This is a genomic window from Spirilliplanes yamanashiensis (genome assembly GCF_016863475.1).
Lineage (GTDB): Bacteria > Actinomycetota > Actinomycetes > Mycobacteriales > Micromonosporaceae > Spirilliplanes > Spirilliplanes yamanashiensis.
Genome location: NZ_BOOY01000018.1, coordinates 243,809 through 255,661, shown reverse-complemented (window position 1 = coordinate 255,661; position 11,853 = coordinate 243,809). Strand labels below are relative to the sequence as shown.

Genomic DNA, 11,853 nt, shown 5'->3' with positions numbered 1-11,853 from the left:
CGGCTCCACACGGCTCCACGAGGTGACAGAACGATGGCGATGACGGCAGCGGTCAAGGACGAGCTGAGCCGGGTCGACGTGCCCAAGCCCTGCTGCCGCCGGGCGGAGATGGCGGCCCTGCTGCGCTTCGCCGGCGGGCTGCACATCGTCTCCGGGCGGGTGGTCGTCGAGGCCGAGCTCGACACCGGCGTGGTGGCCCGGCGGCTGCGCCGCGAGATCGCCGAGGTGTACGGCTACTCCAGCGAGGTGCACGTGCTCGCCTCGGGCGGCCTGCGCAAGGGCAGCCACTACATCGTGCGCATCGTCAAGGACGGCGAGGCCCTGGCCCGCCAGACCGGCCTGCTCGACGTGCGCGGCCGCCCGGTGCGCGGCCTGCCGCCGCACGTCGTGTCGGCGAACGTGTGCTGCGCCGTGGCGGCGTGGCGGGGCGCGTTCATGGCGCACGGCTCGCTGACCGAGCCGGGCCGCTCCTGCGCGCTGGAGGTCACCTGCCCCGGCCCGGAGTCCGCGCTGGCCCTGCGCGGCGCCGCCCGGCGCATCGGCATCACCGCCAAGGAGCGCGAGGTCCGCGGCGTCGACCGGGTCGTCATCAAGGACGGCGACGCCATCGCCGCGCTGCTCACCCGCATCGGCGCCCACGCCAGCGTGCTGGCCTGGGAGGAGCGCCGGGTCCGCCGCGAGGTGCGGGCCACCGCCAACCGCCTCGCCAACTTCGACGACGCGAACCTGCGCCGCTCGGCGCGCGCCGCCGTCGCCGCCGCCGCCCGGGTCACCCGGGCGCTGGAGATCCTCGCCGACGAGGCCCCCAACCACCTGACCAGCGCCGGCCGGCTGCGCCTGGAGCACCGCCAGGCGTCGCTGGAGGAGCTGGGCGCCCTCGCCGACCCGCCGCTGACGAAGGACGCGATCGCCGGGCGCATAAGGCGTCTGCTCGCCCTCGCCGACAAGCGGGCCCGTGACCTGGGCATCCCGGACACCGAGGCGGCGGTCACGCCGGAGATGATGGCCTGCTGACGGGCGGGCCCGCCCCGGGGCGTGACGGTCACCGCAGCTTGCGCCCCGGCGGCACGCGGAGCGGCCTCCTCCGATAGGGTCGGGGGCGACGGCGACGGAGCCGGCACCTGGCCGCCCGCGACCGGCATCTTCAGGCCGAGGCCGCGGCGGCCGGAAGAACCCCTTACTCGGCCGGCCCACCCTACGGCCGGCGCACAGATCTCCGCCGGTCGCAGACTCCGGCGGACCGAAACGAGGAGATCGACCTGTGACCATCCGGGTTGGCATCAACGGCTTCGGCCGTATCGGCCGCAACTTCTTCCGGGCGGTGCTCGCGTCCGGCGCGGACATCCAGATCGTCGGCGTCAACGACCTCACCGACAACAACACCCTCGCCCACCTGCTGAAGTACGACAGCATCCTGGGCCGGCTGGGTCACGAGGTGAAGGCGACCGCGGGTGACATCACCGTGGGCGGCCAGACGTTCCGGGCCACCGAGGAGCGCGACCCCAGCAAGCTCGCCTGGGACGCGGTCGGCGCCGACGTCGTCATCGAGTCGACCGGCTTCTTCACCGACGCGCAGAAGGCCAAGGCGCACGTCGACGCCGGCGCGAAGAAGGTCATCATCTCCGCGCCCGCCAAGGGCGAGGACGTCACGATCGTCATGGGCGTCAACGACGACAAGTACGACGCCGCGGCGCACACGATCATCTCGAACGCGTCCTGCACCACGAACTGCCTCGCCCCGATGGCGAAGGTCCTGAACGACACCATCGGCATCGAGCGTGGCCTCATGACCACGATCCACGCCTACACCCAGGACCAGAACCTGCAGGACGGCCCGCACAAGGACCTGCGTCGCGCCCGCGCCGCCGCCCTGAACATCGTGCCGACCTCCACCGGCGCCGCGAAGGCCGTCAGCCTGGTGCTGCCGGAGCTCAAGGGCAAGCTGGACGGCTTCGCGCTGCGCGTGCCGATCCCGACCGGCTCGGCCACCGACCTCACCTTCACCGCCGCCCGCGAGACGTCGGTCGAGGAGGTCAACGCCGCGATCAAGGCCGCCGCCGAGGGCCCGCTCAAGGGCATCCTGGTCTACACCGAGGACCCGATCGTGTCGGCCGACATCGTCACCGACCCGGCCTCCTGCATCTTCGACGCCGGCCTGACCAAGGTCATCGGCGACCAGGTGAAGGTCATCGGCTGGTACGACAACGAGTGGGGCTACTCGAACCGCCTCGTCGACCTGGTCAAGCTGGTCGGCTGACAACGTTGAAGACTCTCGACGACCTGCTCGGCGAGGGTGTCTCGGGTCGGCGCGTCCTCGTGCGCGCCGACCTGAACGTCCCGTTCGACAAGAGCAACCCGGGCGTCATCAGCGACGACGGCCGGATCCGCGCCGTGCTGCCGACGATCGTGGCCCTGCGGGACGCGGGCGCCGCCGTCATCGTCTGCTCGCACCTGGGCCGCCCGAAGGGCGCGCCGGACCCCAAGTTCACGCTCGCGCCGGTCGCGGCCCGCTTCGGTGAGCTGCTCGGCTCCGAGGTGCTGTTCGCCGCCGACACCGTCGACGCGGACGCGCAGGCCAAGGCCGGCGCGCTGACCGGCGGCCAGGTCCTGCTGCTGGAGAACCTGCGCTTCAACGCGGGCGAGACCAGCAAGGACGACGCCGAGCGCGGCGCGTTCGCCGACAAGCTGGCCGCGTTCGCCGACGCCTACGTCGACGACGCGTTCGGCGCGGTGCACCGCAAGCACGCCTCCGTCTTCGACGTGCCGGCCCGGCTCCCGCGCTACGCGGGCGGCCTGGTCCTGCGCGAGGTCGAGGTGCTGCGCAAGGTCACCGAGTCGCCCGAGAAGCCGTACGTGGTGGTGCTCGGCGGCTCGAAGGTCTCCGACAAGCTCGCCGTCATCAAGGCGCTGCTGCCGAAGGTCGACCAGCTGCTCGTCGGCGGCGGCATGTGCTTCACCTTCCTCAAGGCCCAGGGCCACGAGGTCGGCACGTCGCTGCTGGAGCAGGACATGGTCGCGACCTGCGCCGAGCTGCTGGCCGAGGCCGGCGGCCGGATCGTGCTGCCGGTCGACGTCGTCGCCGCCACGGAGTTCTCCGCGGACGCCGACCACGTCACCGTCGACGCCTCCGACATCCCGGCCGACCGGCTCGGCCTGGACATCGGCCCCCGCTCGGTGGAACTCTTCGCCCGCGCGGTCGCGTCCGCGAAGACGATCTTCTGGAACGGCCCGATGGGCGTGTTCGAGCTGGCCCCGTTCGCCGCGGGCACCCGCGGCGTCGCCGAGGCCATCACGAAGAACGACGGCTTCAGCGTCGTCGGCGGCGGCGACTCCGCCGCGGCGGTGCGCACACTCGGCCTCGACGAGTCGGCGTTCAGCCACATCTCCACCGGCGGGGGCGCCTCGCTGGAGTACCTCGAGGGCAAGACGCTGCCCGGCATCGCCGCACTGGAGAACTGAGAGTCATGGCTGACACCGTCCGCCGGCCGATCATGGCCGGCAACTGGAAGATGAACCTGAACCACCTCGAGGCCATCCAGCTCGTGCAGAAGCTGGCCTTCAGCCTCACCGAGCAGCAGCTCAACGAGGTCGAGGCCGTCGTCCTGCCGCCGTTCACCGACCTGCGCTCCGTGCAGACCCTGGTGGACGGCGACAAGCTGGCCATCCGGTACGGCGCGCAGGACATCTCCGCGTACGCGTCCGGCGCGTACACCGGCGAGATCTCCGGCGCCATGCTGGCGAAGCTCGGCTGCACCTACGTGGTCATCGGCCACTCCGAGCGCCGCGAGTACCACAACGAGGACGACGCGCTGGTCAACAAGAAGGTGAAGGCGGCCCTCGCCAACGGGCTCACCCCGATCCTCTGCATCGGCGAGGGCCTGGAGGTCCGCGAGGCCGTCGGCCACGTGGGCCACTGCTGCAGCCAGCTCGACAACGCCCTCGACGGGCTCACCGCCGAGCAGGTCCAGAAGATCGTCATCGCGTACGAGCCGGTCTGGGCCATCGGCACCGGCAAGACCGCCACGCCGGAGAACGCCCAGGAGGTGTGCGGCGCCGTCCGCGCCCGCCTGGTCGAGAAGTACGGCAAGGAGACGGCCGACGCCGTCCGCATCCAGTACGGCGGCTCCGTGAAGGCGGCCAACATCGCCGCGATCATGGCGCAGCCGGACGTCGACGGCGCGCTCATCGGCGGCGCCAGCCTGGACGCGGAGGAGTTCGCGTCCATCTGCCGCTACCAGGAGCACGTCGCCCGCTGAGCCGGGACGCCCGCCCCCGCCCCACCCGGGCGCGGGGGCGGGCACCGCCTGTCCGGGGTGCCCGCTATTCTTGTCACGCCCCGGCTCTGAGAGGACTGACCCACACCATGCCGATCGGTTTCGCCTACACGTTGGTCGTGCTGCTGGTCATCAGCAGCATCCTGCTCACCCTGCTCGTGCTGCTGCACCGGGGCAAGGGCGGCGGCATGTCGAGCATGTTCGGCGGCGGCGTCACGTCCAGCCTCGCCGGCTCCTCCGTGGCCGAGAAGAACCTCGACCGCTACACCGTCCTGGTGGGCGTCATCTGGTTCGCCTGCATCGTCGGCCTCGGCCTCTGGCTCAAGCTCGCCCAGCAGGGCTGATCCCGGTACCAGAGCGGGGCTGTGGCTTCCCGTCCCGTCGTCGTACACTCTGCGCGCGGTCCGTTTGCGGGCCGCGCGTACTTTTTCGTCTGATTGTGTCCCCGACGACAGGAGTGACCGCCGTGTCCGGTAGCAGCGCCATCCGCGGCAGCCGCGTCGGATCCAGCCCGATGCGGTTCACCGAACGCTCCGAACCCGCCCCCCGCCGCACCGTCACCTACTTCTGCGCGCGCGGCCACGAGCTGGAGATCCTCCTCGCCGCCGACGCCGACACGCCCGAGGTATGGGACTGCACCCGCTGCGGCCAGCCCGCCGGCCTGGACCCGGCGAACCCGCCGGGGAAGTCGCGCGCGGAACCGTACAAGACCCACCTGGCGTACGTGAAGGAGCGGCGCTCCGCGGAGGACGGCGAGGCGATCCTGGCCGAGGCGCTCGCCAAGGTCCGCCAGCGCCGCGGCCGCGACTGACCCCGGCCGGCACACGGACGCCTTCGTCGGCGTGCGCCGGGTCCATCGCGGCGGTCAGGGATCTTCGGCCGCGGGCCGGTATCTGCGGCCCGTCGGGTTGGATCTGCGGTGGCGGGATCAACCATCGCCCCACGGCCCGGCGTGGGGCCCATGAGGGCGGCTGCCTCCGGCCGCCTTGACCCCGGGCTGGCGGGTGGGACCCCGGGCTGGCGGGTGGGACCCCGGGCTGGCGGGTGGGACCCCGGCCCGGCGGGTGGGACCGCGCCCTGGCGGGTGGAACCGCGGCCCTGGCGTCTAGGGCCGCGGCCTGGAGGCTGGCACCGTCGCATGGCGGGGTGGACCGCAGCCGGGCGCAGCGCGGCGTGGGTCCGTATGGAGCTGCCCATGGCCGCCCGGGCCGGGGCACCCGGGGGGTGTGACCCGCTACCGCGAAATCTGGCGGCAGCAGCCTCCGGTCCGCAGCTGATCGGACCGCACAGGCCCGGCAGGCGGCTGCCCGGCCGGCGCCGTGGGACCATGCCCGGGTGGATGCCGACGACGTGGCGACTGCCGTCGCCGAGCTGACCCGGGTGCTGACACCCCACATCCACCTCGACTGGTCCGTCCCCGCCGGCACGCTCGACTGGAGCTGCCGGGACACCGCCGCCCACGTCGCGCACGACCTGCTCGCCTACGCGGGGCAGGTGGCGGGCGCCCCGCGGGACGCGTACCTGCCGATGGACCTGGTTGTGCGGCCGGATGCCGCGGTGGGGGAGGTGCTGCGGGTGGTGGCCGCGTGCGGCGGGTTGCTGGTCGCGGCGTTGCGGGCCGCGCCGGACGGCCTGCGGGCGTGGCACTTCGGGCCGTGTGACGTCGGTGGGTTCGCGGCGCTCGGGGTGGCCGAGGTGCTCGTGCACACCCATGACGTCGTCGCGGGGCTCGGGGTGGCGTGGCGGCCGCCGGAGGCGCTCGCCGCCGGGGTGGTGGGGCGGCTGGTGCCGGGGGCGCCGCCCGGCGACCCGGCCGACGTGCTGTTGCGGCACACCGGGCGGGTCGGGGCGGGCGGGTCGTGGCGGTGGACCGTCAGGCCGTGAGGGGCGTGGTGGCGCGGCCCAGGAACGTGACCGGGGCGGTCTCGCCCGGCACGGGGATCTCGTGGAAGCCCAGGCGGTCGTAGAAGGCGCGGGCCTGGTGGTTGGACGACAGCATGCCCAGGTGGACCCGGTCGATGCCGTCGGCGCGCAGGCCGTCGAGGAACGCCGCCATCAGGGCGCGGCCCCAGCCCTGGCCCTGGTACTCGGGCAGCACGTCGATGTGCAGGTGGGCGGGGTAGTCGGCCAGCTCGGGCACGAGCATCCGCTCCGGGTGGTGGAGCAGGGCGAGCATCGGGTCGTCGGCGGTGACCGGCGGGTCGGCGGGGGCGGGGTAGCGCAGCGCGGTGACGGGCAGCCAGGTGTCGCGGAACCAGGTGACGAAGGCGGCCGTGTCGGCGGTGCCGAGGATGTAGCCCACCGGGCGGCCGGCGCCGTCGTCCAGCAGGTGGGTGTGCCGGGGCTCGGCCGTGGCGTACGGGGCCGCGAAGATGTCGCCCATGAGCAGGTCGGACGAGTACGTGCCGCGCGCGTCGGCGCCGCCGTCGGCGGTGCGGACGCAGATGTCGTAGACGGCGGGCATGTCGGCGGGCCGGTACGGCCTGATCTTGAGAGGCACGCCGCGAGCCTAGGCAGAGATGGACGGCGATGGCTGGCGCCGGCGGTTCCGGAACCTAGCGGAGGCTGCGGTGCCCCCGCTTGACGTGCGCGGCGGCGGCCTGGTCGAGCAGCCACAGGGTGCGGTCGACGCCCGTGGCGCCCGCCGCGGGCAGCTGCACCGGCCCGGCGCCCTCGATCGCCATGCCCACCGAGGCGGCCTTGTCGGCGCCGGCCGCGATGAGCCACACCTCCTCGGCGGTGGTGATCGCCGGCATGGTCAGGCTGACCCGGGTGGGCGGCGGCTTCGGGCTGTTGCGCACGGCCATCGTGGTGCCGTCCACCACGTACGCGGTGGGGTGCTCCGGGAAGATGGACGCCACGTGGCCGTCCTCGCCGACGCCCAGCATGAGCACGTCGAAGTGGGGCAGCTCGGCGTGCCCGGGCTTCGCGGCGGCGGCCAGCGCGGCCGCGTAGCGGGCGGCGGCCGCGTCGGGGTCGTCGCCGTCCGGGCCGTCCGACGGCGGCATGGCGTGCACGCGCGCCGGGTCCAGCGGCAGCTTGTCGAGCAGCGCCTCGCGGGCCTGGGTCTCGTTGCGGTCGGCGTGGCCGGCCGGCAGGAACCGCTCGTCGCCCCACCACAGGTCCACCCTGGACCAGTCGACGGCGTCGCGGGCGGGCAGCTCCAGCACGGCGCGCTGCATGGCGGCGGCGATGCGCCCGCCGGTGAGCACGACGCTGGCCCACCCGCGCTCCGCCTGCGCGTCGATGATCTTCACGATCAGCCGGGCGGCCACCGCCGACGCCAGCACGCCCGCGTCGGCGTGCACCACCACACTGGTCTCGGTCACGACACTCCTACAAGATCGGCTCCGTCGAGCCTAGACGGCCCGCCCGCCGGGACCCGCGTACGCCCCCACGGGAGCCTCGGCCCGCTGCGCCTGCGCCGGGTCGCGCCAGATGTGCACCCGCTGCGGCGGCCGCGACTCCAGGTGCTTGATGCCGGCCAGGGCGCCCAGCGCCTCGCTGTAGATCTGGTCCGGGTCGAGCCGGCGCAGCTCCTCGGCCAGCTCGTCGCCGACGGGGCGGCGCGGCAGCGGCATGTACCGGTCCTCCTGGCCGGTGCGGCTGAACAGCGCCGTGCCCTCCTCGCGGGTGACCGTCACGCAGTCGCCGTTGGCGCACTGCAGCTGCACCGACCGCATGCGCGGCCACTGGTCGGTGGGCTCCAGCACCGGCGTGATGCCGAGCCGGGCGGCCAGCCAGCCCGCCATGAGCGCGGCCGTGGGGTCCGACGGCGGGGCCACGATGGTGGCGCCCACGACCGTCTCCTCGGTGGTGTCGAACGCGCCGGCGACCAGCGTGCGCCACAGCGTGATGCGGGTCCACGTCAGGTCGGTGTCGCCCGGGGCGTAGTCCTCGGCGCGGCGCTTCAGCGCGGCCACCGGGTCGGCGGCCTGCGCCGAGTCGGTGATGCGCCGGTCGGCGACGATGCCGAGGAAGTCGTTGGCGATGGTCTCCGGCGGCTCGCTGTGCCACCAGGTGACGACCGGCACGTCCGGCGCCAGCAGCGGCATCACCACGGACTCGGCGTGCAGCGCGAGGCGGCCGTACATGCGCATGACGACGGCCTCGGCCGGGCCCAGGCGGCCGCCGACGACGATCTCCGCGTCGAGCCGGCTGCGACCGTCCAGGTCGGAGCGCACGACGATGAGCACCCGGCACGGGTGGGCGGCGGCGGCGATCGTCGCCGCGGCCTCCGCCTCGCGCACCTTGCGCTCCTCGACCACCGCGATCAGCGACAGGGCCAGCCCGCTGGCCACCCCGCCGGCGCTGCGCCGCTCGGCCGCCAGCGCCTTGACGACCTCGTTGCCAGTTGTGTCCCACAGTCCGATCATCGGTTCCCCCAAACAATGGCTCGTCCGCCGCCGCCCGCAGCCGCCACCAAGCGGAGGGAGCGCAGCGACCGCAGCGACTGGCGGCTACAGGGCGGCAGGAAGGCGGGCGGGCCCGCGGCGGCGGAGCCGCCGCCGACGGCGCAGCTCATGCTCGCCTCCACGTGCGGCCCTCGCGGGCCAGCAGCTCGTCGGCCGCCCGCGGCCCCCATTCGCCCGAGCGGTACGGCTCCGGCGTCGTGCCCTTCCACGCGTCCTCGAGCGGGTCGACGACGCGCCACGACTGCTCGACCTCGGCGGCGTCCGGGAACAGGGTGCGGTCGCCGATGAGGACGTCGAGGACCAGCCGCTCGTACGCCTCGGGGCTGGACTCGGTGAACGCCTCGCCGTACTGGAAGTCCATCGCGATGTCGCGGACCTCCATCGCCGTGCCCGGCACCTTCGAGCCGAACTTCAGCACCACGCCCTCGTCGGGCTGCACGCGGATGACGAGCTGGTTGTTGCCCAGCATCTCGACGTCGGCCGGGTTGAACGGCAGGTGCGGCGCCTTCTTGAACAGCACGGCAATCTCGGTGACGCGGCGCGGCATGCGCTTGCCGCAGCGCACGTAGAACGGCACGCCCGCCCACCGGCGGTTCTGGATGTGCAGCTCGACGGCGACGTAGGTCTCGGTGGTGGAGTCCGGCGGGATGTTCGCCTCCTCCAGGTAGCCGACGGCGCGTTCGCCCGCGACCCAGCCGGCCAGGTACTGCCCGCGCACGGAACCCAGCTCGATGTCCTTCGGCAGGGCGACCGCCTTGAGCACCTTCAGCTTCTCGGCCCGGATCTCGTTGGGGTCGAACGAGGTAGGCTCCTCCATCGCCACCAGGGCGAGGAGCTGGAGCAGGTGGTTCTGCAGCACGTCGCGGGCGGCGCCGGCGGCGTCGTAGAAGCCGGCCCGGGTGCCGATGCCGACGTCCTCGGCCATGGTGATCTGCACCGAGTCCACGTACTTGGAGTTCCAGGTGGGCTCGAACAGGTTGTTGGCGAAGCGCAGCGCCAGGATGTTCTGGACAGTTTCCTTGCCGAGGTAGTGGTCGATGCGGAACACGTCCTGCGGGGTGAACACGCTGTCGACCAGCTGGTTGAGCTCCATGGCGCTGGCCAGGTCGTTGCCGAACGGCTTCTCGACCACGACCCGGCGCCAGCCGCCCGACTTGGCGTTGTCGGCCATGCCGGTGCGGGCGAGCTGCTTGAGCACCAGCGGGAACGCCGCCGGCGGGATGGAGAAGTAGAACGCGACGTTGCCGGCGATGCCGTTGCGGTCGCGCAGGTCGTTCAGCGTGTCGTGCAGGTGGTCGAACGCGGCGTCGTCGTCGAACGAGCCCGGCACGAACACGAACTGGGAGGCGAGGCGCTGCCACACCTCCTCCCGCCACGGGGTGCGGGCGCCCTTCTTGGCCGCGGCGTAGGCGAGCGACTCGAAGTCGCCGTCGCCCCAGTCGCGCCGGGCGAAGCCGAGCACCACGAAGCCCGGGGGCAGCAGACCTCGGTTCGCGAGGTCGTACACGGCCGGGATGAGCTTCTTCCGGGAGAGGTCACCGGTGACCCCGAAGATGACCAGGGCACAGGGCTCCGGGATGCGGGGGAGCCGACGGTCCTGAGCTGTGCGAAGCGGATTACCCACGGCTCCATCCTGCCAGTTTTTCGCGATCGTGCAGGTTTACGGACAGGGTCACGCCTGCAACGTTTCCGCTGCGGCGAGGACCTGGCGCAGCCCCGCGGCGGGGTCGGCCAGGTCGAGGTGCAGGACGTCGCGCCCGGCGGCGGCCGCGGCCCGCCGGTCGCCGGCGGCGAGGGCCGCCTCCAGGCCACCGAGGGTGTACGGGCGCCCGGGCACCGGCAGGTCGTCGGGCGCCGGGGCGGTGAGCTGCAGCAGCGCGCCGCGGCGGGTGGCGCCCGCGCCCCAGGCGAGGGTGACGGGGCGCGCGGACGCGGCGGCGAGCAGCGGGCCGAGGGCGTCGGCGGCCACGTGGTCGTCCCGGTCGAGCACGGCCCCGACGGTGACCGGCCCGTCGCCCGTGAGCAGGTCGCGCAGCGCGCCGGCCAGGTCGCCGGCGCCGCTGCCGGTGTGCACCCGCACGGCGCCCTCGGTGAACGCGGGCGCGGCGGCGGGGGACAGGTCGAGGGCGGGCGCCGGCTCGGCGAACGGGTCCAGTCCGCGCACGTGCGCGGCCAGCGCGGCGGCGTACGCCCAGGCGGTGAACTGCGCGCCGAGCGGGCCGTGGGCGGCGGTGCGGGCGGCGGGCACGTGGCCGGGCAGCAGCGCGCCGCCGTAGCCGAACGCCGGGCCGGTGGCGCCGGCGCCCAGGGCGGCGCTGCCGGCGCCGCAGCGGTCGAGCAGCGGGGCCAGCCAGCCGCCGAGCGCGGCGAGCCCGGAGCCGTCGGGCACGAGGCGTGCGTCGCGGGCGCCGGCCAGGGCGGCGCCGAGCGCGAGGCCCGGGTTGCCGTCGTCGCCGCGCAGGGCGGGCAGCAGCGCCTCGGCCTGGTCGAGCAGCTCGGCGACGTCGGCGCCGGCCAGCGCGGCGGGCACGAGGGTGTGCGCGGACAGCCCGGCGAAGCGGGTGGGCGCGGCGGCGGGCAGCAGGTACGCCCCGGTGGCGAGCGCCTCCTCGGCCAGCGGCGAGCCGGGGGCGGCCAGCACGACGGCGTGGCGCCCGGCCTCGGCGGCGCTGGTGCCGGCGTCGATCAGGGCCCGCAGGAAGACACGCAGGCAGGCGTCGGTGGCCGGGGACGCCCCGGCGACGACGAGCAGGGTGCGGCGCAGGCCGGTGCGCAGCGCCCGGCGTACCGCCGAAGGGCCGGCGCCCGCGAGGACGGTGAGCCGCAGGCCCAGGGTGCCGGCGACGGCCTCGGCGGCCTCGGCCGCGCCCGGCGCGGCCGCGACGACCACCCGGTCGAGGTCGGCCAGCTCGGCGCGCAGCTCGGCCAGCTGCGGCAGCAGCTGCCGGGCGGCGCGGGTGTCGAGGAAGGAGAGCGCGCCGCGGGCGCCCGCCTCGGCGGCGGGCCCCCACAGCGTCGGGTCGGCGCCGGCCAGCAGACCCGGGACGCCCGCGCGGACGAGGGCGTCCCGGGTGGAGCCGGCGGCCGGGTCGGCCGCGCCGAACACGGCCAGTCCGGCCGCCGCCTCCACGTGGTCCAGCAGCGGCCGGGCCATCGGCGGGCCG

Annotated in this window: 12 protein-coding genes; 7 read left to right on the top strand and 5 right to left on the bottom strand. The window is 74.4% G+C overall.

Annotated features, from left to right (window positions below; translation table 11 throughout):
• Positions 1-33 precede the first annotated feature (33 nt).
• From whiA to Sya03_RS13175, 7 genes are all read left to right on the top strand, one after another.
• Positions 34-1,014 carry a DNA-binding protein WhiA gene (whiA, locus tag Sya03_RS13205; RefSeq protein ID WP_203938536.1) on the top strand — a complete coding sequence of 327 codons (981 nt, stop codon included), beginning with the start codon at positions 34-36 and terminating at the stop codon, positions 1,012-1,014.
• A 247-nt stretch (positions 1,015-1,261) separates the two neighbouring features.
• Positions 1,262-2,257, top strand: a complete 996-nt coding sequence (gene gap, locus Sya03_RS13200; protein WP_203938535.1) for a type I glyceraldehyde-3-phosphate dehydrogenase — start codon at positions 1,262-1,264, stop codon at positions 2,255-2,257.
• A 5-nt stretch (positions 2,258-2,262) separates the two neighbouring features.
• Positions 2,263-3,459 (top strand): phosphoglycerate kinase, encoded by a 1,197-nt coding sequence (locus Sya03_RS13195; RefSeq protein WP_203938534.1) that lies wholly within the window; start codon positions 2,263-2,265, stop codon positions 3,457-3,459.
• Between the two features lie 5 nt (positions 3,460-3,464).
• Positions 3,465-4,256, top strand: coding sequence for a triose-phosphate isomerase (tpiA, locus tag Sya03_RS13190; protein ID WP_203938533.1), 792 nt, complete (start codon positions 3,465-3,467; stop codon positions 4,254-4,256).
• A gap of 107 nt (positions 4,257-4,363) precedes the next feature.
• Positions 4,364-4,618, top strand: a complete 255-nt coding sequence (gene secG / locus Sya03_RS13185; protein WP_203938532.1) for a preprotein translocase subunit SecG — start codon at positions 4,364-4,366, stop codon at positions 4,616-4,618.
• Between the two features lie 122 nt (positions 4,619-4,740).
• Positions 4,741-5,085: an RNA polymerase-binding protein RbpA gene (locus tag Sya03_RS13180; protein ID WP_203938531.1), complete on the top strand. Its 345-nt coding sequence runs from the start codon at positions 4,741-4,743 to the stop codon at positions 5,083-5,085.
• Between the two features lie 524 nt (positions 5,086-5,609).
• Positions 5,610-6,158 (top strand): maleylpyruvate isomerase N-terminal domain-containing protein, encoded by a 549-nt coding sequence (locus tag Sya03_RS13175; protein WP_203938530.1) that lies wholly within the window; start codon positions 5,610-5,612, stop codon positions 6,156-6,158.
• On the opposite strand, the gene Sya03_RS13170 is transcribed toward Sya03_RS13175, so the two are convergent.
• The 5 genes from Sya03_RS13170 to Sya03_RS13150 all read right to left on the bottom strand — a co-directional run bounded on the left by Sya03_RS13170 (position 6,148) and on the right by Sya03_RS13150 (position 11,843).
• Positions 6,148-6,774 (bottom strand): GNAT family N-acetyltransferase, encoded by a 627-nt coding sequence (locus Sya03_RS13170; protein WP_239107430.1) that lies wholly within the window; start codon positions 6,772-6,774, stop codon positions 6,148-6,150. The genes Sya03_RS13175 and Sya03_RS13170 overlap by 11 nt on opposite strands.
• A 55-nt stretch (positions 6,775-6,829) precedes the next feature.
• Positions 6,830-7,603, bottom strand: coding sequence for a 6-phosphogluconolactonase (gene pgl, locus Sya03_RS13165; RefSeq protein ID WP_203938529.1), 774 nt, complete (start codon positions 7,601-7,603; stop codon positions 6,830-6,832).
• 30 nt (positions 7,604-7,633) lie between these two features.
• On the bottom strand, positions 7,634-8,650 hold the full coding sequence (locus tag Sya03_RS13160) for a glucose-6-phosphate dehydrogenase assembly protein OpcA (RefSeq protein WP_203938528.1): 1,017 nt from the start codon (positions 8,648-8,650) through the stop codon (positions 7,634-7,636).
• Between the two features lie 145 nt (positions 8,651-8,795).
• Positions 8,796-10,313, bottom strand: a complete 1,518-nt coding sequence (gene zwf / locus Sya03_RS13155; protein WP_203938527.1) for a glucose-6-phosphate dehydrogenase — start codon at positions 10,311-10,313, stop codon at positions 8,796-8,798.
• A gap of 48 nt (positions 10,314-10,361) precedes the next feature.
• Positions 10,362-11,843, bottom strand: a complete 1,482-nt coding sequence (locus tag Sya03_RS13150; RefSeq protein ID WP_203938526.1) for a glucose-6-phosphate isomerase — start codon at positions 11,841-11,843, stop codon at positions 10,362-10,364.
• Positions 11,844-11,853: the final 10 nt, after the last annotated feature.

What these genes read in the sequence shown, in the direction of transcription:
- whiA (WP_203938536.1), top strand. Translation starts at nt 34, where the DNA reads ATGGCGATGACGGCAGCGGTCAAGGACGAGCTGAGCCGGGTCGACGTG.
- tpiA (WP_203938533.1), top strand. Translation starts at nt 3,465, where the DNA reads ATGGCTGACACCGTCCGCCGGCCGATCATGGCCGGCAACTGGAAGATG.
- secG (WP_203938532.1), top strand. Translation starts at nt 4,364, where the DNA reads ATGCCGATCGGTTTCGCCTACACGTTGGTCGTGCTGCTGGTCATCAGC.
- Sya03_RS13160 (WP_203938528.1), bottom strand. Translation starts at nt 8,650, where the DNA reads ATGATCGGACTGTGGGACACAACTGGCAACGAGGTCGTCAAGGCGCTG.
- Sya03_RS13150 (WP_203938526.1), bottom strand. Translation starts at nt 11,843, where the DNA reads ATGGCCCGGCCGCTGCTGGACCACGTGGAGGCGGCGGCCGGACTGGCC.